Here is a 19,301-nt window from a genome sequence, read left to right on the forward strand (position 1 = left end):
CGGAAAAGAAAAAGGCCCTCTCCTTGGAGAGGGCCTTCGTCGTTTAGTACTTCACCTTGATCTCGGCGCCCCAGATGCGGGGGCCGTTGACGATGCCGGTGAGGTTGTTGAAGTCGATGGCGCCGGTGAGGCGCTCTTCGTCGGTGATGTTGCGGCCGTAAACGACGAACTCGTAGTCGCCGGTCGGGCTGACATAGCCGGCGCGCACGCCGCCTTCCCAGAAGCCTTCCTCGCGGAACTCACGCGCCTCGTAGAGGAAGAAGTGCGTGTCACCCTTGTAGGCCCAGTCCGTATAGACGAAGAGCTCGCCGCCGTTGGGCAGGGGGTGGGCGTAGCGGGCGTTCAGATCCGCGATCCACTTGGGCGCATTGGGGAAGCTGTTGCCGTCGATGCGCGCAAAGCCTGGCGAGGCGAGCGGGTCGGTGACCGTGCAGGCCGCGCCGCAGACGCCGACGGTCAGGTCCGCGTCCTTGATTTCAGTGTGGTTGTAAGAGGCCGAGGCGCCCAGGGTCAGTTGCGGGATCGGGCGGAACTCGACGCTGGCTTCAAAGCCGTAGCCCACGCCCTTGTCGGCGTTGACCAGCTGGTTGAAGTTGCCCGCGCCGCCGATGGCGGTCAGCTGCTGGTCCTCGATCTCGTAGTAGAAGGCCGACAGTTCGGTGCGCATGCGGCGGTCGAGCAGCGACGACTTCACGCCCGCCTCATAGGACGTCACGAACTCGGAGTCGGCGGTGGTGACGACGTTGCTGAACACCACGCGGCCCTGGATGCTGGGCGCGCGATAGCCGCGAGCCACACGGGCGTAGAGGTTGGTGTCCGGCGTCGCCTCATAGACGAGCGAAGCGTCCCAGCTGAACGAGCTGTCGCCCACCGAAACGCGGATCGGCGCCAGGGCGCCGCCGCCGACAGGGCTGAGCGTGCGCAGGGTGACGTAGTCCTTGTCGTCGTCCGAATAGCGCAGGCCGCCGGTGAGGGTCAGTTGATCGGTGAGGTCATAGGACGCCGAGCCGAACAGCGCCCAGGCCTTGGTCTTCTGGTTCTGGAAGGCGTAGCCGTCCAGGCCGCCGCCGCCCAGGGTGTTGTAGCTGTAGGACGCGATGTCGGCGTCTTCGTGGAAGTAGTAGGCGCCGGCCTGCCAGAACAGCGGAGCGTCGTCGTTGCTGGACAGGCGCAGTTCCTGGGTGAACTGCTGCAGGTCGTCGACGCCGTCAGCCGACTCCGACGGGAAGGGGATGAAGCCGGGACCCGAGGGCGGGGCGAACACGGCGCCGTAGCCGCCGTCGATGTCGCCGCGGCTGTAGACCTGACCACGCTCATAGCCGGTGACCGAAGTCAGGGTGACGGCGCCCATGTCGTAATCGACGCGGCCAGACAGGCCCCAGGTCTCCAGTTCCTGCGGATTGCCGTCGCCGCCGTCGTAGAAGATCTTGTCGCGGTCGAAGCCGTCGACCAGGCCGCCGTTCGCGCCGACGACGTTGGCGCGGAAGAGCTGCGAGGTGCCCTGCAGCTTGCGGCCATGCAGGTTCAGAACGGCGTCCAGCTGTTCGTTGGGCTGGTAGCGCAGTTGCAGGCGGCCCGCCAGTTCACGGTAGTCGCCCAGCTTTTCGCCGCCGCCGGGCGCGGCGTTCTCGACCCAGTCGCCCTGGGTCTGAGTCAGGAAGGAGGCGCGGCCCGAAAGGCCTTCGGCAAGGCGGCCGTTGATCACAGCCTCGCCGTCAAAGCCCTTGAACGAGCGGACGCCGACACGGGCGTAGCCGCCGAATTCCTCGGTCGGCTTCACGGAATCGAATTTCACCACGCCGGCCGGGGTGTTGCGGCCAAACAGGGTGCCCTGCGGCCCGCGCAGCACTTCCACCGCGGCCACGTCGAACACGGGGAAGCCCTTGAGGATCGGGTTTTCCAGCACGACCTCGTCGAAGACAATCGACACCGGCTGCGAGGCGTTCAGATCGAAATCGGTGTTGCCCAGACCGCGGATGTAGAAGCGCGGGAAGGTGCGTCCGAACGAAGTTTCGACCACCAGGCTGGGCGTGCGCGCCGACAGCGACGTGATGTCCGCGCCGCCGGCCGTGGCCGCCTGCAGGCTTTCGGCGCTGATGGAGCTGACCGAGCTGGGAATGTCCTTCAGGTCTTCGGACCGCTTGCGGGCGGTGACGACGACGCTTTCGAGCTCGCCGTTGTCGGTCGTCTGGGCCAGGGCGGGCGTCGCGGCGATGATGGCCGCAACGGCGGAAAACCCGAGAAGCGTCAGCTTGCGGGTGGTGTGAATGGTCATTGAAGGATCCCCGTTTGCCGCGCGGGAGGAGCGCGGGAACTGGGTCCTTCTCTCTGCCTAATTCGGCGAAGTGCGCAAGATTTGTGACGTCTACAACACAGAACGTCGGCGAACTGTGTTCATTATGCCAACACGTCAGTCTCTGGCGGGTGCATCCTCGGGCGACCAGCCCAGGGGCATTCGGTGCAGGGTGATCTCGTGGTTCGGGTTCAGGGCGTCGACGGCGCGGTCGCCGCGTCCCTCATCGAAGCCGTAGCGGCCGAGCAGGGCGGTTCGGTCGATCCGGCCGCCCTTGGCGGCGGCGGCGATCTGCTCCGGCGTCAGGGCGCGGCCCCAGAGCCGCAGCGCATCGACAAGGCCCTTGTAGTCCTCGTACTGGGTGAACTCGTAATCCCAGGCGGTCATCACCTCCGAGCCGAAGGCCCAGCCGCCTAGCTCCTTCGGGTCGCGGGGGTGAGCCAGCTGATCCCAGAAACGGCGCATGTCGGTGCGTGTGGCGATATCGGTGGCGGCGACGCGGGCGCCATCAATCCACAATTCCAAGGTCGCCCCCTCGGGCGCGCGCCAGCGCCGAACCGCCACGACGTGGTGCCATTTGTCGTCCAGCAAGCTCGGCGTCGTGGCCGCTGGCCAAGCCTGGACCGCGTAGACAGATCCCTGTGGCTCGCCGGCGGTCATGGAGGCGTTGACCTTGTCGTCGGCGAACATCCAGCGCAAACGCCCGCCGCCGTAGAATTGCAGGCTGAACGTACCCTCGCGGGTGGCCCCTGCGGTATAGCCCTCGGGCCGGGTATGACCGTCCAGCAGCCAGTTACCCGTCAGCCACCAGCCAGGGCTGCTGTAGGGCTTAGGATCGGCGTCCGACCAATTGCGAAGTTGCGCCTTGCTGGCGCGATAGACAGGCCCGACGGGATAGCCGGCGTCCGGCTTGATCCAGAGTTCGAAAGAGAACTCGCCGCGGCCGAATTCGGGCGGCAGCCGGGCCAAGTCAGCGAAGTCGTATTGTTCTGGGCGGTTCTCAGCAAAGCGCAGAGAGCCGGCGACCGCAGGCGAACATAGGCTGAATGCGGCGAGAAGGATGGCGAGGCGAACGAACACGGAGACTCCTGCGGCTGCGGAGCCGCAGATGGCTGATCGCCGTTATGCGGTCAAGGTCAGGCCCGGCGGTTCAGGGCGATGGCGACGCCGGCGTCGGCGGGGGCGTGGCGCTCGCCGCTGGAGCCGTAGCCGCCGGTGGCCGAGCGCTGGGAAGCCACTTCCTCGGCGATGGCCTGAACCAGGCCCTCGGTGATGGTCTTGGCGGCTTCAAGGGCGCGGCCGTGGCGGGCCAAGACGGCGTCGAAGGCCTCGGTCACGCGCAGCAGTTGGGCGCGCAGGGCGGGCGGGGCGCCGTTCATCACCGAAGGGTCGCGCTTCAGGCGGGCGGACTCGAACCGGTAGACGTTCGCCAGCTTGGCCGATTCCTCGATGGTGTCGGCGGCCTCGTGCGGACGGCGCGTCTCGAAGGCCTGGGCCTGCTGGGCCAGCAGCTCCGTCAGGCGCTGGGTGAGGTTCACCAGAGCTTCGGCGCGGACGACGACGTCGGAATTGGCGGTCATAGGGCGGGGGTTCCCGTCTGGCTGAGATCGGTCAGGCCTTGAAGCTTCAGCATCTCGCGCTCGACCGTCGACGCGAGGCCGACACCGCCAGAGCGGGCCATCTGCTTGCCCATGGCCTCCAGCAGGAAGCCCTTGAACATCTGCTCGCCTTGGCCGCCGCCGAAGGGACCTTCGCCGAGGCCTTCGAACATCGGCTGCATCATCTGGGTGAGGAACGAGGCCTCGAAGCTCTGGGCCGTTTCCTTGATCTGGCCGCGCTTGGCCATTTCGGCGGCGGAAGGGGCCGCAGCCTTGGCGGCGGCGAGTTGAGCGTCGATGGCGGCTAGGTTGAGGCTGCTCATCACATCACCTGAATGTCGGCTTGCAGGGCGCCCGCGGCCTTGATGGCCTGCAGGATCGAGATCATGTCGCGGGGCGTGACGCCCAGGGCGTTCAGGCCGTTCACCAGGCTGGCGAGCGAGGCCCCGTCCTTGAGGGTGACCAACTGGCGGCCCTTTTCCTCGTCGATGCCTAGGTTGCTCTGCGGCACGACGGCGGTCTGGCCCTGGCTGAAGGGCGCGGGCTGGCTGACGCCGGGGGTCTCCTGAACGCTGATGGTCAGGTTGCCCTGGGCGATGGCCACGGTGGAGACGCGGACGTCGTCGCCCACAACGATCACGCCGGAAACCTCATCGATCACCACGCGGGCCGGAGCGTCTGTCTGGACGGTCAGGCCTTCGATGGCCGTGATGAAGCTGATCAGGTCGCGGCCGGCAGGCGGGCGGACGGTGACGATGGTGGGGTTGTCGGCCGTAGCCGCGCCGAAGAAGCGGGCGTTGATGGCGTCGGCCACCGCGCGCGAGGTCGTGAAGTCGGGATTGCGCAGGGTCAGGCGCATCTGGCCCATGCTGGCCAGCTGGAAGTGGGTTTCGTTCTCGACGATGGCGCCGCCGGCGACGCGGCCGGCGGTGGGAACGCCCTTGGTGATCGAGGAACCCGAAGCGCCCTGAGCCGAGATCGAGCCGGTCTGAACGGTGCCTTGCGCCACGGCGTAGGTCTCGCCGTCGGCGCCGCGGAGGGCGGTGACCAGCAGCGTGCCGCCCATCAGGCTCTTGGCGTCGCCGACCGCCGAAACCGTGACGTCGACAGCCGACCCCGGGGCGGCGAACGGCGGCAGCTTGGCGGTGACGATCACCGAGGCGGCGTTCTTGGAGTTCAGGTTGGAGTTGCGGATGTTGATGCCGAGGCGCTCGAAGCTCGACTCCATGGCCTGGCGGGTCATGGGCGAGTTACGCAGGTTGTCGCCGGTGCCGTTGAGGCCGACGACCAGACCCTGGCCGATCAGGACGTTGTCCCGCACGCCCTCGAACTCGACGATGTCCTTGATGCGCGAGGCCGCTGAGGCCGCGCCGCTGAATGCGGTGGCGGCGGCGACCAGGAGAGCTGCGAACAAAGGCGAAAATGAACGGCGCATGGTTGTCCCACTAATTTCGCGAGACGCCATGCCAGAAGCGGGCCAGAAAGAATCCCAACGGAATCAAGGCGATTCCGGGCGGGGCGCCGCGTATCCGGCGCCGAGGGCAATTTCTGCCCGGCATTAACCATACCGCAAGCCCATGTGGCCGAGAGTTATATGGTTAACGGGCGAGCGGGATTTACCATGAAGGTCAGCGGTTCGAGCGGGGCGGGATCGGTCGGCGGCGCGGGTCGCGCCAAGGGCGCTTCCTCCGGCGGCGGCTTCTCGTTGCCAGCTGTGGAAGAGGCCGCGGCCTCGACCGGAGTCGGCGGAGCGGGCGGCGTCACGGGCGTGGCGTCAGTCGATGCGCTTCTGGCCATGCAGGCGGTGGGAACGCCCCTGGACGGCCGTCGTCGCGCCGTGAAGCGGGCGGGGCGCATCCTGGATGTCCTGGAAGAGGTGAAGATGGCGATGCTGGATGGCGGCCTCTCCGCACCCCAGCTGCAGAAGCTGGCCAGGGTCGTTCGCGACCAACGCGACAGCACCGATGACCCGGGTCTGGAAAGCCTGCTGGATCAGATCGAAACCCGCGCCGCGGTGGAGCTGGCCAAGTTCGAAATGTCACAACGGGCGATGGCGTGATCGATAGGATGCATTGGGCCGTTGAACCTCGGTTTTGTTTTGCTATAAGCGGCCTGCCTGCTGTGGGTAGGTTTTTTGGGGCGTGAGGCGCTAATGACGGCGGCCGCGGTTCTGGTTTCGAAAGAAGCCTATCGTCCTTCCGAGGACGAAGAGTTTATGAATGAGCGCCAGCTCGAGTTCTTCAAACAGAAGTTGCTCGACTGGAAGGAAGAGATTCTACGCGAATCTCGCGACACGGTTTCGCACCTTCAAACAGAGACTGAAAATCATCCTGACTTGGCTGACCGCGCCTCGTCGGAGACTGATCGGGCTCTTGAGCTGCGTACCCGTGATCGTCAGCGTAAGCTGATCTCCAAGATCGACGAGGCCCTGCGCCGGATCGAGGATGGCTCCTACGGATATTGCGAGGAGACGGGCGAGCCGATCGGCCTGGCCCGGCTTGAGGCGCGTCCCGTGGCGACCCTCAGCCTCGAGGCGCAGGAGCGCCATGAGCGTCGCGAGCGCGTCCACCGGGACGACTGACGGCCTGACCGCTTGACTTCCCGTCGTCGAGGGCCGACCTAGCCGGCCTTCGATAAGGAAAGCTGTGGTTATGACCGCCAAGGTCCGTTTCGCGCCGTCGCCCACCGGGCGTCTGCATGTGGGCAACATCCGCGCCGCGCTGATCAACTGGCTGTTCGCCAAGCGTCAGGGCGGGCAGTTCGTGCTGCGCATCGACGACACCGACCTTGAGCGTTCGACCAAGGAATTCGAGCAGGGCATCGAGACCGATCTGACCTGGCTTGGTCTTGTCTGGGACGAGCGTCACAACCAGTCCGCACGCTTCCCCATCTATCAGCAGGCCGTCGAGCGCCTGAAGGCGCAGGGCCGCCTGTATCCGGCTTATGAGACCGGCGAGGAGCTTGACCGCCGCCGCAAGGTGCAGCTGTCGCGCGGCCAGCCGCCGATCTACGACCGCGCCGCGCTCAAGCTGACCGACGAGGAAAAGGCCGCGCTGGAAGCCGAGGGTCGCCGCCCTCACTGGCGCTTCCGCCTCGAAGGCAAGCGCGTCAAATGGGTGGACCTGGTTCGCGGTGAGTGCGAGGTCGATACGGCCTCTATGTCCGACCCGGTGCTGATCCGCGAGGACGGCGCGTTCCTCTACACCCTGCCGTCGGTGGTGGACGACATCGACATGGGTATCACCCATGTGATCCGCGGCGAGGACCATGTCACCAATACCGGCGCCCAGATCGAGATCTTCGAGGCCTTGGGCGCCGCCGCGCCGACCTTCGCCCACATGACCCTGCTGGTCGGGGCGGATGGCGGCGCGCTGTCCAAGCGTCTGGGTTCGCTGTCGATCTGCGACCTGCGCGAGCAGGGTTTCGAGCCGCTGGCGATCACCTCGCACCTGGCCAAGATCGGCACCTCCGACAACCTGGAGATCGGCGAGTCGTTGGCCGCCCTGGGCGAGAGCTTTGAGTTCTCGAAAATGGGCCGTTCGGCCGCCCGCTATGACGAGGCGGATCTGGCGCGCCTGAACGCGGCCATCCTGCACGCCATGCCTTATGAGACGGCCAAGCCGCGTCTGGCGGCGCTGGGTGTTGATCTGGGCGAGGCCTTCTGGCTGGCGGTGCGCGGTAACCTGAATCTGTTCTCGGACGTGACGGCTCTGGCGGCGATCATCTCGGGTGAGGTGACGCCGGTCGTCGAGGATCAGGCGTTCCTGGACGAGGCCAAGGCTCTGCTGCCGGAGACCGTCGGCCCGGAGACCTGGAGCGAATGGGTTAACGCGGTGAAGGAAAAGACCGGGGCCAAGGGCAAGGGTCTGTTCCTGCCCCTGCGTCGCGCGCTCACCGGTATGGATCATGGCCCGGAAATGGGTCCGATCCTGGCCCTGATCGGGCGTGAGAAGGCGGTCCGCCGGCTGTCCGGCGAAACCGCCTAATCCTTAGCCAGCCTTGGCGGCCGTGTTGCAGGCCGTCACGTCGTCGGCCGACAGGTCTTCGCCGCGCCAGGTGAAGGCGCTGACGGCGCCCAGTTCGCTGGCGACGCGCTTGCAGGCGCGCAGGGCGGGCTGGGATTTGACCGCGGACGCGACGCAGGTCACGTCCTTGCAGATCCAGGCGGCGCCGTCCTGGATCAGGCGGGCCTTGGCCGGGGCGGCCTTGAGGGTGACGGCGGCGCCGTCCTTGGAAGCGGCTTGAACCGCGGTCGCGCCCATGAGGGCGGCCACGGCGACGAGGCCGAGCACGATACGCATGATGACTCTCCTAATATCCCCCCGCCGGAGGGAGAGCCGGCGGACGACGCATAGTGCGTTTTTAAACGCAACTATGTCAAGCGAATGGCTTCGCTTACGTCCTCGATGGGATCGGCGGCGACCATGGCGCGCAGCGCGGGAACAACATCCTGCGGACGTTCGACCACCCGCCACGCGTCGTTGAACGAGGCGGGGGTGAAGCCCGTGTCGATGGTGTGCTGGAACAGCTTGAACAACGGCTCCCAGAACCCGTCAGGGCTGTAGAAGACCACCGGCTTGTCATGCAGGTTCAGCCGCCGCCAGGACAGCAGCTCGACGATCTCTTCCAGGGTGCCGACGCCGCCGGGCAGGACGACGAAGGCGTCGGAGCTGTCGAACAGGCCCTTCTTGCGCTCGGCCATGGTCTCGACGACCTGGGTCTCGACCTTGGTCAGGGGCCGCTCGGTGCCGATCAGGAAGCTGGGGATGATTCCCAGCACCCGGCCGCCGGCGTCGTGGGCCGCGCCTGCGCTGGCGCCCATCAGGCCGACCCCGCCGCCGCCGTAGACCAGGCGCAGGCCGGCGCGGGCGAATTCGCGCCCGACTTCGGCGGCGTCCTGCAACAATTGGGGATTAACGGCGTCGGAGGACCCGCAATAGACGCAGACCGAATCCAGACGCCTGGACTCGTGCGACATGGTCGGTCACTCCAGGAAAGAACGTTGGGCGCGCTTGAAGGCGCGTCTTTTGATCACGATCTGGCTGTGATCGTGTGACACCAACATCGGATGTCGGCGGCGAGGTTGCAAGGATTGAGCGTGAAGCGGGCTGGAACGATCTTTGGCGCGTCCGTCGCGGTCGCCGGCATTCTAGCGCTCGGCGGATGCGAACGCGAGCGAACCGCCGCCTGGAGCGCCCAGGCCCCCGCGCCGCCGCCGGACGCCGCGGAGGCCGCCTATATGGCGCCGCCAACCGTCCTGACTGTCGAGCGAGCGGGCGATAATCTGCGCCTGTCCGGCAAGGCGGCGCCAGGCGCTCGCGTACGCATGGGGGCCCCGACGGGCGAGACGCTGTTTGCGACGGCCAATGCCGACGGCGGCTGGAGTGTGGTCGCGCCGCGCGGCGACGGACCTCGCCTGTTCGGCCTGTCCATGATGCTGGACGACCGAACGGTGCAAGCGGAAGGCTATGTGCTGGTCACGCCCACCGGCCAGGCCGCCATCTTGCGAGCCGGGGCGGGCGCCAATGTCATCGCCGGCGCGGGCACACGTCCGCAAATCCTTGCGCTCGACTATGACCAGGAGGGCGGGGCGGTGGTCTCCGGCCTGGCCGTCCCCGACACGCCCCTGGAGATTCGCGTCGATGGAATCACCCGGGGGCAGGGCGAGGCCGACAGCCAAGGGCGGTTCACGCTTCCCCTGAGCCGGCCGCTGGACCCGGGCTCCTATCAGATCGTGGCGGCCGGTCAGGGCGGCGAAGATACGTCGCTGCTGTCGATGCAGGCGGTGGCGCCGCTGACCGCCGGACCGTTCCAGGGCGCCCGTGAGGCGAACGGCTGGCGGATCGACTGGATGACCCCCGCGGGCGGGGTGCAGACCACAATCGTCATGGAGGCGGGCGCTTGAGCCTGCGGGCGGCCGCGCCCTCGCGGCGACGGGATGCCGCGCCGGAACCGCAGGTGAAGGCCAAGCCATTGACGGCCCTGGCGGATCTGGGCCGCCTGCTGCTGCGATCGGACACGCCCGGCCTGAAATGGCGTTTGGGCGTGGCGCTTTTCCTCACCGTGGTCGGCAAGGCGCTGGGCGTGGTCGGGCCGCTGCTGCTGGGCGCGGCGGTGAACAGGCTGAGCGCCGGCCAAGGCGGCGTGGCGGCGGTGACCTTCGCCTTCGCAGGCCTTGCGCTCGGCTGGGCTCTGATCCGCTTCATATCCTATGCGGCGCCCCAGGCGCGGGATGCGATCTTCACGCCCGTGGCCCAAGCGGCGCAGGCCAAGGCGGCGACCGAGACCTTCGCCCACGCGCTGTCGCTGTCGATCGACTTTCACCAGACCAAGCGCACGGGCGCCCTGTCGCGCACCATCGATCGCGGGGCGCGGTCCATGGATTTTCTGGTCCGCTTCCTGGTGTTCAACATCGGGCCGACGATCCTGGAACTGCTCATGGCCGCCGTGGTGCTGGCCAAGGCCTTCGACTGGCGGTTCGCCCTGACGGCGGTGGCGACGGTGGCGATCTACGCCTGGATCACCCTGAGCATCTCCAACTGGCGCATCGAGCATCGACGCGAACTGAACGAGGCCGACAGCGAGGCGGCCGGCCGGGCGGTTGACGCCCTTCTGAACTACGAGACGGTCAAGGCTTTCGGCGCCGAGGCGCGGGCGGCGTACGGCTATGAGCAGGCCATGCGGGCCTACGGCCGGGCGCAGGTGAAGTCCACCACTTCGCTGAGCCTGCTGAACGTGGCGCAGTCGGCGATCCTGAGCCTGGGGCTGGGCGTCATGGCGGTGCTGGCGGGAGCGGAGGTGGCCGCCGGCCGCATCGGCCCGGGGGACGTGACCGCCTCCATCCTGATCCTGATCAACCTGTACAACCCGCTAAATATCCTCGGTTTCGCCTATCGCGAGATCCGCCAGGCCTTCATCGACATGGAGGCGATGATGGACCTGCGCCGGCAGAAGCCGGAGGTCGCCGAGGCGCCGGACGCCATCGACCTGCCGCCTTGCGACAGTCGCGGCGGCACGGTGGCTTTCGAGGACGTCTCCTTCCGCCACGGCGCGCGGGCTGAGGGGATCAGCGAGGTCAGCTTCGTCGCCGCGCCCGGGACGACCACGGCCCTCGTCGGACCGTCCGGGGCGGGCAAGACGACCCTGGTGCGCCTGGCCTTGCGCCTGATCGATCCGCAGCAGGGGCGGGTGACCTTGGACGGGGCCGACCTGCGCGACCTGAAACAGCCGGCCCTGCGCCGCGCGGTGGCGCTGGTGCCGCAGGATGTGGCGCTGTTCAACGACACCCTGGCCGCCAATATCGGCTTCGCCCGACCGGACGCCGGCGAGGATGAGATATGGGCCGCCGCTCGCGCCGCCGAGCTCGGCGCGTTCATCGAGGGGCTGCCGGAAGGCATGGCGACCAAGGTCGGCGAGCGGGGCCTGAAGCTGTCGGGCGGGGAGCGGCAGCGCGTCGGCATCGCCCGCGCCCTTCTGGCCGAGCCGCGCGTGCTGATCCTCGACGAGGCGACCAGCGCCCTGGACAGCCGCACCGAGGCGGCGATCCAGGAAACGCTGAGAAAGGCGCGGCGCGGCCGCACGACCCTGGTGGTGGCGCACCGCCTGTCGACCATCGTCGACGCCGACCAGATTCTGGTGCTGCGGCGGGGTAAGATCGTCGAGCATGGCGATCACGCCGCCTTGCTGGCGGCCGGCGGCGAATATGCCGCCCTATGGCGTCGCCAGACGCGCGACGGGGCGCTATCAGAAGCGGGACAGTCCTAAAGGAGCGCCGCGATGGAATATCTGCACACCATGGTCCGGGTGAAGGACCTCGACGCGGCGCTGGCCTTCTATTGCGGCGGCCTGGGCTTGGTCGAAGCCTATCGGACCGAGAACGAGAAGGGGCGCTTCACCTTGGTGTTCCTGGCCGCGCCCGGCGACATGGACAAGGTCCGGGAAGGCAAGAGCCCGCTGGTCGAACTGACCTACAACTGGGATGTCGAGGACTATGGCGGCGGCCGTAACTTTGGCCACCTGGCCTATCGCGTCGACGATATCTACGGCCTTTGCCAGCACCTGATGGACAAGGGCGTGACGATCAACCGTCCGCCTCGCGACGGCCACATGGCCTTTGTCCGCTCGCCAGACGGCATCTCAATCGAGCTGCTGCAGAAGGGTGATAATCTGCCGCCCGCCGAGCCGTGGGCGTCGATGCCCAACACCGGGGTCTGGTAAGCCGCTACTCCGCCTTCTGGCAGACGAACTCCACCAGGTGGCCATCAGGATCGCGCAGGTAGCCGGCGTAGTAATTCTCATGGATGGCGGGAGCGAGGGCTGGCGGACGATCCTGCTTGCCGCCCGGCGCGCCGGCGCCCGCCTCGAAGCATGCGTTGACGCTGGCCCGGTCCGGCGCGGCGAAGGCGTAGTGGACCTTCTGTGAAGTCCCGCCAGCGGTGACGAAGAAGTCCAGGCCGTGGGCGTCGCCGAAGCCCTTCTTGATCTCCTCGTCCACCTTCAGGGCGTAGCCCAGCGGCGCCAGAACCTTCGAATAGAAGGCGGCGGCGAGGTCGAGGTCGGTGCTTTTCAGTTCGAGGTGGTCGAGCAAGTCGCGGCTCCGGGTGGTCGTCGTGGGAAGCGGCACCATATCGACGAGGCCGTGCGGAAGGGGCGCAAAGTCCGAGCCGTTTGCGCGCGGAATCGCCATGATGGCGCACCGGAATGCTCGAATCGCGCGGGGACCCATGATCGACAGCTTCGACGCCAAGCTCCTGGCGGCCCTGCAGCAGGATAACCAGCAGACTGGCGCTCAACTGGCCGGGAAGGTGGGTCTGTCCTCGGCCGCGTGCCTGCGGCGAGCCCAACGCCTGCGCGACGAGGGGGTGATCGCCGCCGACGTGTCGGTGGTGGCCCCGGAGAAGGTCGGGCGCGGCCTGACCATGATCGTGTTGGTCGAACTGGAGCGTGAACAGGCGGACCTGATCGACGCCTTCAAGGCTGAGATGACCGCCGCGCCGGAGGTGATGCAATGCTGGTACGTCACCGGCCGCGCGGACTTCGTCGTCACCCTGACCGTCCGCGACATGGCCGACTATCAGGCCTTCACGACGCGCTTCTTCGACAATCCGAACGTCCGGGGGTTCGAGACGCTGGTGGCGATGGATCGGGTGAAATTCGGCGCGGCACTGCCGATTGCGGCTGACTAGAGGCTGTTTGGCAATCGGCGCATAGGGAAGCGCAACCGGCCCCCGAAACTGTGACGCTTGTTACAGATTGCAGCCCAACAACGGCCGTGCCGCCGGGCGAGGTCCGCTAAGGCGCCGCTTGTGGCGTCATTAGTCAGGATAAGAAAATGAAGCTGCATCATATGGTGATCTCCGCGATGCTGGTCGCGGCCGCGCCGGTTGTCGGCCAAGCGCAGACGCCCTCGACGACAAGTCTCTACGGATCGTTGGCCTACGCCGATACGACGACCTTCCAGGACGTGAACTACGGCTCGGTCGTGGGCCGCCTCGGCGCCCGTTTCGGCCGCTTTGTTGGGGTGGAGGGAGAGCTGGGCCTCGGCGTCAACGGCGACAAGCATTTCCTCAACGACACCGTGGTGCGCGATGACCTGAAGCGACAGCTGGCGGGCTATGTCGTCGGCTATGCGCCGTTAAAGCCCAACCTGGATCTGTTCGCCCGCGTCGGTTACGGCCAGACCAAGTCCGAACTGGACTACAGTGGCGCGATCTCCGGCTCGTACAAGGACACGGCCACGTCCTGGAACTATGGCCTCGGCGTGCAGTACTTCCTCGACGGCTCCAACGGCGTACGCCTCGACTACACCCACCAGAACTTCGACTACGACCGCAACGCCGACGTCTGGTCGATCGGCTATACGCGCCGCTTCTAGGCGTGCGAACAGGATGGCGCACGCCGAAGCGTCGAGGTTGGGGGACTTCATGCTGTCAGGAAGGATCGCCGGTCGGCGATGTTCTGGGACCTGGCTCCGCGGGTAGGATTCGAACCTACGACCAGCCGGTTAACAGCCGGCTGCTCTACCACTGAGCTACCGCGGATCAGGTGCCTCAGAAGAGGTGGGGGCTATAGCCTCCGCTGACGGGGCGCGCAAGCGTCTGTGCTCAGAAAAACAGCCCGGCGCGAACCGGGCTGTGGAAAGTTCAGATTGGCGGGTGTCTCCAAGAAGACGATCCACGCTCAGGCTGACGCGGTTAATCGGGAATTAAGCCCGCGACCGCTGGGCGCCAGCAGGTTGCGATAGACCTCGAGATAGCCATCGACCATGCGCTCCACCGTGAACCGCGCCTCGACCGCCGCGCGGCAGGCGATGCGGTCGATGGTGTGAATCCGGGTGAGGGCGTCGGCCGCCTCGTCCAGCGATTCGACCAGGAAGCCGGTGACGCCGTGGTCGATCAGTTCGGGCATGGAACCTCGGTTCATGGCGATCACCGGCGTGCCGCAGGCCATGGCCTCGACCACGCTCAGGCCGAACGGCTCGTCGAAATTGATCAGGTGCAGCAGAGCGCGGGCCTTGCCCAGGATGCGAGCGCGTTCGGCTCCGCCCACCGCGCCGATGAAGCGGACACGGTCACCGTCGATTCCCGGCGCCACGTCGCGGTCGAAATAGCCCTGATCCTGGATGATGCCGGCCATGGTCATCCGGCGGTTCGTGCGGCGCGCCAGTTCGACAGCCTCCGCCGCGCCCTTGTCGGGATGGATGCGGCCGAAGAACAGGAGGTCATCGGTCCCCTCCGCGTCGAAGGGGAAGTCGTCGAGCTTGATCCCGTGATGCACCGTGGCGGCGTAGTTGAGGGCCGAATGGCGATTGGCGTCGCTGATAGAGACATAGGCTCCGGCGTCGTCGTAGCGGGCATAGACCTCCACGATCGCCTCGGACGAGAAGCCATGGATGGTGGTGACCATCGGGGTGGGCGTCAGGCGCGAGAAGGCCAAGGGCACGAAGTCGGCTTGGTTGTGGATGATGTCGAAATCCCCGGCCCGCTCGAAGACGTTGGCCACGTGCAGTGTCTCGGCCACCTTTACGTCCACGGGCGCTTCGGAATAGGCGCGCGGCACGACCCACTCCAGCTTGCCGGCGGTCAGGGAGTCGCCGGTGGCGAACAGGGTCACGTCGATACCGCGCGCTACGAGGCCCTCTGTCAGCAGGCTGGTGGCCAACTCCCACGGTCCGTACTGGCGCGGCGGCGTGCGCCACGAGATCGGCGCGAGCATAGCGATACGCATGAAAGGTCCCCTGCAGGCGGCGCGGTTGCACCGTCGCAGGAACGTGCGCCTGACAGCTAAGGTTTCATCTTATGGGAAGGTGACCGGTCGGGAGCGTCTCGTCGGGGGGGCGTAAGGTGCTCACCGACCGGTCTGTTCCCCCATGGAGTTTAATCCGCGCGGGACATTGCAGATAAAGCCCGCCTCGGCGTCGCGTTCCAAGCTTGAGCAAAAAAGTTGTGCTCCGCCGTTAACGCGGCGGGATGGTCCACAGGTAGATCGTGTTGCCGTCCACCTCGCGCACCGCGTCGGGCTTCCACTCCCCCATGTCGAAGGCGTGGCTCACGACACGCGACCCCGGCTTCAGTTCGCGCAGCAGCTTTGGCCGCAGGCGCAGGTTCAAGGTGTCCAGCAGATAGAGGGTGACGACGCTGGCCTCGCTGAGGTCGGCCTCGAACAGGTCGGTCTTGCGGAAGGTCGCCAGGTGATCGACGCGCTGGCGGCGCGCGATACGGGAGGCTTCTCGCACCAGGGCCACGTCGATCTCGATGCCGACGGCGCGGACTCCGAAGCGCTTGGCCGCCGTGATCGGGATGCGCCCGTCGCCAGAGCCCAGATCGTAGAGCACGTCGCCGGGAGCCACCTTGGCCATCTCCAGCATGGCGTCCACCACGGGCTGTGGCGTCGCCACATAGATGACGTCCGGCTTGGGCGCGGCGAGGGCGGTTCCGGCGATGCAAAGGGAGAATAGGGCGGCGAGCAGCTTCATGCCGCCAAGGGAACACGCGCCGCTCCATACTGGAAGCGCCGTCCGTCAAAGCAACAAGGTAAGAGGAGGCTGGAGCGAGGCGCCGCTCCCCTCTACACATGTTGCGCTGTGCCGCCATGAATTCAGCACGGCGCACTACTGCCAGTGGCGAATGCGGGCGCCTATCGTCGATCGACCGTTGCGATTCTGACGGCGTGCTTTTGAATTCCAGGTGCTCCGCTGAACAACAGGCTGAAGATCGTTACGGCCTACGATGACCAATTCGCTGTCATGGGAGAGGTTTGCGCCCGTTCGATGCGCATCTACGCGGCGATCCACGATGCCGATCACCAAATCTATCCGCTAGAGGACATTGGCCGTCCGCCCGCGTGGATGAAGGTGAAGGTCATTCTGGATGAACTTCGGCGCGGAAAGCACGAGTTCATCATGTGGATCGACGCCGACGCCTGTTTCGTTCGCGGCGATCGCGACATCCTCGACTTGGTCCAGCAAGACAAGGACCTCTATCTCGTACGTCAGTATGTTCGCATCTCGATGGTTCGGCCCGGCGGACTGTTTCTGTTCGCCGAGCGGCCGAATACGGGGGTGATGCTGATCCGAAATTGCGCGTGGTCTCTCGAGCTCTTCGAAGAAATCTGGGACCGTACGCAATACATCGGCCACTACTGGTGGGAGCAGGCTGCGTTCATGGACCTGATCGGCTACCATTACGAGATCACCGGCGGGCGATGCGAAAACGCCTTCAACGAGGAACGTCTAGCCAGGATCGAGTGGATTTCCGGCGAGTGGAACGCCATCCCCACATTGGTGGCTGGCCAGCCCGACGCCATGCGCGCCAATCCGATCATCATCCACTTTGCGGGAATGCCGAACGACCAGCGAAGTCTGGAGATGCCAAGCCAGGTTTTTGGCTCGGTCCCGCTTGGTCAGCGTGTCCTCGCCCCGTAGGGCGGACAGCCGCGCGTTGAAGAGATTTGGAGGCCTGACCGGGAATCGAACCCGGGTGCACGGATTTGCAGTCCGCTGCGTCACCACTCCGCCATCAGGCCGCCTCGGCGCCGCATGGGCGGCTCCGAAGAGGGCGGATCGCTACCAGAAGGGCGGAGCCGTTGCAATCGCAGCCTTCAGATCGCTTGGCGCGGACGGCGGGCGGACCTATAAGCGCAGCGAATTTCAGCTCGGGCCCAGAGGGATAGATGAGCTCCGACTTCGCGGCAGCACGGATCAACATGGTCGACAGCCAGATCCGCATCAATGACGTCACCGATTTCGCGCTGCAGGACGCTCTGCTGGCGACGCCGCGTGAAGCCTGTGTTCCGGCGGATCAAGGTTTCCGCGCCTATGCCGATCTTGAGGTCGAGTATGCGCCGGGCCGCTGGCTGCTGCGTCCGCGCGACGTGTCCAAGCTGCTGCAGTTCATGCACCCGAAGGCCGGCGAGAAGGCCCTGGCCATCGCCGCGCCCTATGCCGGCGCTGTGCTGGAAAACATGGGCCTTTCGGTCACCTATCTGTCCGAAGGCGATCTGACGGCCGTGCCTGGCGGTTCCTACGACGTGATCGTGGTCGAGGGCGGCGTAGCGCAAGTTCCGGCCAGCTGGACCGAAGCGCTGGCTTTGGGTGGTCGTCTTGGCGTCGTCGAGCGCAAGGGGTCGGTTGGGCGCGCCATGGTCTATGTCCGCGCCGCTGACGGCGTCGGCGGCCGGGCGGCGTTCGATTCCGCCGCGCCGCTGCTGGCCGGGTTTGAACCGGAAGCCAAGTTCGTCTTCTGAATCTGAGCACGTTGTTTTCAGCGCAGACATAAGTCCGCGGCGCTCTCGTGTGAAAAAAGCTTAACTGGCCGTGGCTCACGCTGCGGCCTAAACGGCGCAATACAGGCGCGCCGGGATGCGCTTCTTTCGAGGATGAACGGGATGTTCAAAAGCCGTCGTGCGGGTTTGCTGGCCGCCGCTTGCAGTATCGGCCTGGTGGCCGGAGTGGGCGGCGCCCACGCCGAGACCCTGGCCGAGGCCATCGCCCTGGCCTACCAGACCAACCCGACGCTTCAGGGACAGCGCGCCAACCAGCGCGCCCTTGATGAAAGCTATGTGCAGGCCCGCACGGGTTACCGCCCGACGGTGAGCGGGGCGCTGGGCGCCTCCTACAGTCACATCAAGCCGGGCAGCCCGGGCCAGATCGACACCAACGGCGACGGCGTGCCGGACGTGACCGTGGGCGGCTCGACCGAGAACAATACCGGCAGCGCAAGCCTGACCGTGAGCCAGCCGCTCTACACTGGCGGGCGGGTGAGTTCGGAAGTGGCCGCCGCCGAGGCGGACGTGAACGCCGGTCGCCAGAACCTGCGTTCTGTGGAGCAGTCGGTCGTGGGCTCGGTGATCCAGTCCTACGTCGATGTGCGCCGCGATCAGGAGCGCCTGCGCATCAGCCAAGAGAACGTCGCCGTCCTCCAGCGCCAGCTCGACGAATCCAACGCCCGCTTCGAAGTGGGAGAGATCACCCGTACCGACGTGGCCCAATCGCAGGCTCGCCTCGCCGCCGCCCGCGCCAACCTGGCGTCATCGCAGGCGCAGCTCGCGGTCAGCCGCGCGGCCTACGCCGCCGTGGTCGGTCAGAACCCAGGCGATCTGGCCGCCGAGCCCTCGCTGGCGCAGGTCCTGCCGGCCACCGTGGATCAGGCGTTCGACTCCGCCGAGCAGCAGAACCCGCAAATCCTGGCCGCCGACTTCACCGAGCAGGCCAGCCGCGCCCGGGTCGCCGCCGCCAAGGCCGCCCACCGCCCGACCATCGGCCTCGCCGGCACGCTCGGCTACACCGGCCACGCCGATCCGTTCGACGCGGACGAATACGATCGCCAGATCCGCCTCAGCGCCACCGCCAACGTGCCGATCTTCACCGGCGGCCTGAACTCCTCACGCGTCCGCGCGGCCGTGGAGCGCAACAACGCCGCCCGCATCGCGATCGAGACCGCCCGCCGCCAAGTGCTGCAACAGGTCTCGGCCTCGTGGAACCAGCTGCTGGGCGCTCGCGCCAATCTGGTGGCCAATGAGGAACAGGTCCGCGCCGCCCGCATCGCCTTCGAAGGCGTGCGTCAGGAGAACCAGGTGGGCCTGCGCACCACCCTCGACGTGCTGAACGCCGAGCAAGAGCTGCGCAATGCTGAACTGGCCCTGGTCACCGCTCGTCGCGACGAGTACGTGGCGGCCTCGACCGTCCTGTCGGCTTCCGGTCGCCTTGAGGCCCGCGCCATCGCCGCGGACGTGCCCGCCTACGACCCCGTCGTCAATTTCCGCAAGGCCAGCACCAGCGTCGGATGGGTGCCGTGGGAGCCCGTCGTGGCAGGCGTCGACAAGATCGGCGCGCCGGCCATCGGCGCCGCGCCGACCGACGCCCCCGTCGCCACTGCGAAATAGGACCCATCGCCCTGCTTCCTTATGAAGCG

The 19,301-nt window shown here is 66.7% G+C and carries 21 protein-coding genes and 2 tRNA genes; 11 read left to right on the forward strand and 12 right to left on the reverse strand.

The features are described 5' to 3' along the window. Positions 1–43 precede the first annotated feature (43 nt). The 5 genes from O5K31_RS05915 to O5K31_RS05935 form a co-directional block, all read right to left on the reverse strand. Positions 44–2,275 (reverse strand): TonB-dependent receptor, encoded by a 2,232-nt coding sequence (locus O5K31_RS05915; RefSeq protein ID WP_269716386.1) that lies wholly within the window; start codon positions 2,273–2,275, stop codon positions 44–46. A gap of 135 nt (positions 2,276–2,410) precedes the next feature. After that, positions 2,411–3,373 (reverse strand): LamG domain-containing protein, encoded by a 963-nt coding sequence (locus O5K31_RS05920; protein ID WP_269716387.1) that lies wholly within the window; start codon positions 3,371–3,373, stop codon positions 2,411–2,413. Positions 3,374–3,429: 56 nt separating this feature from the next. After that, positions 3,430–3,873, reverse strand: coding sequence for a flagellar basal body protein (locus O5K31_RS05925; RefSeq protein ID WP_269716388.1), 444 nt, complete (start codon positions 3,871–3,873; stop codon positions 3,430–3,432). Beyond that, the gene (locus O5K31_RS05930; protein WP_332367270.1) at positions 3,870–4,214 is read right to left on the reverse strand and encodes a rod-binding protein; all 345 of its coding nucleotides are present in this window, start codon (positions 4,212–4,214) and stop codon (positions 3,870–3,872) included. The genes O5K31_RS05925 and O5K31_RS05930 overlap by 4 nt, the downstream gene beginning before the upstream one ends. After that, a complete protein-coding gene (locus O5K31_RS05935) occupies positions 4,214–5,326 on the reverse strand; it encodes a flagellar basal body P-ring protein FlgI (RefSeq protein WP_269716389.1) in 1,113 nt (370 codons plus the stop codon). Before O5K31_RS05935 ends, O5K31_RS05930 begins: the two co-directional genes overlap by 1 nt. Positions 5,327–5,512: 186 nt before the next feature. Between O5K31_RS05935 and fliX the strand changes: the two genes are divergently transcribed. The 3 genes from fliX (at position 5,513) to gltX (ending at position 7,877) form a co-directional block, all read left to right on the forward strand. Next, a complete protein-coding gene (gene fliX, locus O5K31_RS05940; protein ID WP_269716390.1) occupies positions 5,513–5,950 on the forward strand; it encodes a flagellar assembly regulator FliX in 438 nt (145 codons plus the stop codon). A 93-nt stretch (positions 5,951–6,043) separates the two neighbouring features. Continuing rightward, on the forward strand, positions 6,044–6,472 hold the full coding sequence (gene dksA / locus O5K31_RS05945) for an RNA polymerase-binding protein DksA (RefSeq protein WP_269716391.1): 429 nt from the start codon (positions 6,044–6,046) through the stop codon (positions 6,470–6,472). Positions 6,473–6,542: 70 nt separating this feature from the next. Continuing rightward, positions 6,543–7,877: a glutamate--tRNA ligase gene (gltX, locus tag O5K31_RS05950; RefSeq protein WP_269716392.1), complete on the forward strand. Its 1,335-nt coding sequence runs from the start codon at positions 6,543–6,545 to the stop codon at positions 7,875–7,877. Between the two features lie 3 nt (positions 7,878–7,880). Here gltX and O5K31_RS05955 read toward each other — a convergent pair whose 3' ends face one another. Together O5K31_RS05955 and O5K31_RS05960 are read right to left on the reverse strand one after the other, a co-directional pair. Then, entirely contained in the window at positions 7,881–8,192 is a 312-nt protein-coding gene (locus O5K31_RS05955; RefSeq protein ID WP_269716393.1) for a CC_3452 family protein, read from the reverse strand. Positions 8,193–8,263: 71 nt separating this feature from the next. Further along, positions 8,264–8,869, reverse strand: coding sequence for a TIGR00730 family Rossman fold protein (locus O5K31_RS05960; RefSeq protein ID WP_269716394.1), 606 nt, complete (start codon positions 8,867–8,869; stop codon positions 8,264–8,266). Positions 8,870–8,989: 120 nt separating this feature from the next. Between O5K31_RS05960 and O5K31_RS05965 the strand changes: the two genes are divergently transcribed. Genes O5K31_RS05965 through O5K31_RS05975 form a run of 3 tightly spaced genes read left to right on the forward strand, consistent with a single transcriptional unit; the run spans position 8,990 to position 12,108 of the window. After that, on the forward strand, positions 8,990–9,796 hold the full coding sequence (locus O5K31_RS05965) for a hypothetical protein (protein ID WP_269716395.1): 807 nt from the start codon (positions 8,990–8,992) through the stop codon (positions 9,794–9,796). Between the two features lie 53 nt (positions 9,797–9,849). After that, on the forward strand, positions 9,850–11,655 hold the full coding sequence (locus O5K31_RS05970; RefSeq protein WP_442867777.1) for an ABCB family ABC transporter ATP-binding protein/permease: 1,806 nt from the start codon (positions 9,850–9,852) through the stop codon (positions 11,653–11,655). Positions 11,656–11,667: 12 nt separating this feature from the next. Next, positions 11,668–12,108, forward strand: a complete 441-nt coding sequence (locus tag O5K31_RS05975; protein WP_269716397.1) for a VOC family protein — start codon at positions 11,668–11,670, stop codon at positions 12,106–12,108. 4 nt (positions 12,109–12,112) lie between these two features. On the opposite strand, the gene O5K31_RS05980 is transcribed toward O5K31_RS05975, so the two are convergent. After that, positions 12,113–12,478: a VOC family protein gene (locus tag O5K31_RS05980; protein WP_269716398.1), complete on the reverse strand. Its 366-nt coding sequence runs from the start codon at positions 12,476–12,478 to the stop codon at positions 12,113–12,115. Between the two features lie 136 nt (positions 12,479–12,614). On the opposite strand from O5K31_RS05980, the gene O5K31_RS05985 reads away from it, so the two are divergent. Then, positions 12,615–13,076 (forward strand): Lrp/AsnC family transcriptional regulator, encoded by a 462-nt coding sequence (locus tag O5K31_RS05985; RefSeq protein WP_269716399.1) that lies wholly within the window; start codon positions 12,615–12,617, stop codon positions 13,074–13,076. Positions 13,077–13,222: 146 nt separating this feature from the next. Further along, positions 13,223–13,765: a porin family protein gene (locus O5K31_RS05990; protein WP_269716400.1), complete on the forward strand. Its 543-nt coding sequence runs from the start codon at positions 13,223–13,225 to the stop codon at positions 13,763–13,765. Between the two features lie 91 nt (positions 13,766–13,856). Here O5K31_RS05990 and O5K31_RS05995 read toward each other — a convergent pair. The 3 genes from O5K31_RS05995 to O5K31_RS06005 form a co-directional block, all read right to left on the reverse strand. Then, positions 13,857–13,931 (reverse strand) — tRNA-Asn (locus O5K31_RS05995). A gap of 139 nt (positions 13,932–14,070) precedes the next feature. Continuing rightward, positions 14,071–15,117 (reverse strand): glycosyltransferase family 4 protein, encoded by a 1,047-nt coding sequence (locus O5K31_RS06000; protein ID WP_269716401.1) that lies wholly within the window; start codon positions 15,115–15,117, stop codon positions 14,071–14,073. Positions 15,118–15,346: 229 nt separating this feature from the next. After that, the gene (locus O5K31_RS06005) at positions 15,347–15,865 is read right to left on the reverse strand and encodes an SAM-dependent methyltransferase (protein ID WP_269716402.1); all 519 of its coding nucleotides are present in this window, start codon (positions 15,863–15,865) and stop codon (positions 15,347–15,349) included. 294 nt (positions 15,866–16,159) lie between these two features. Between O5K31_RS06005 and O5K31_RS06010 the strand changes: the two genes are divergently transcribed. Further along, positions 16,160–16,813: a putative nucleotide-diphospho-sugar transferase gene (locus tag O5K31_RS06010; protein ID WP_269716403.1), complete on the forward strand. Its 654-nt coding sequence runs from the start codon at positions 16,160–16,162 to the stop codon at positions 16,811–16,813. A gap of 27 nt (positions 16,814–16,840) precedes the next feature. On the opposite strand, the gene O5K31_RS06015 is transcribed toward O5K31_RS06010, so the two are convergent. Continuing rightward, positions 16,841–16,914 (reverse strand) — tRNA-Cys (locus O5K31_RS06015). 147 nt (positions 16,915–17,061) lie between these two features. On the opposite strand from O5K31_RS06015, the gene O5K31_RS06020 reads away from it, so the two are divergent. Both O5K31_RS06020 and O5K31_RS06025 read left to right on the forward strand, forming a co-directional pair. Further along, positions 17,062–17,634, forward strand: coding sequence for a protein-L-isoaspartate O-methyltransferase family protein (locus O5K31_RS06020; protein ID WP_269716404.1), 573 nt, complete (start codon positions 17,062–17,064; stop codon positions 17,632–17,634). Positions 17,635–17,775: 141 nt separating this feature from the next. Further along, positions 17,776–19,272: a TolC family outer membrane protein gene (locus O5K31_RS06025; protein WP_269716405.1), complete on the forward strand. Its 1,497-nt coding sequence runs from the start codon at positions 17,776–17,778 to the stop codon at positions 19,270–19,272. The last annotated feature ends 29 nt before the right edge of the window (positions 19,273–19,301 follow it).

Origin of the sequence: Caulobacter sp. NIBR2454 (assembly GCF_027474405.1) — a bacterium.
Taxonomy (GTDB): domain Bacteria; phylum Pseudomonadota; class Alphaproteobacteria; order Caulobacterales; family Caulobacteraceae; genus Caulobacter.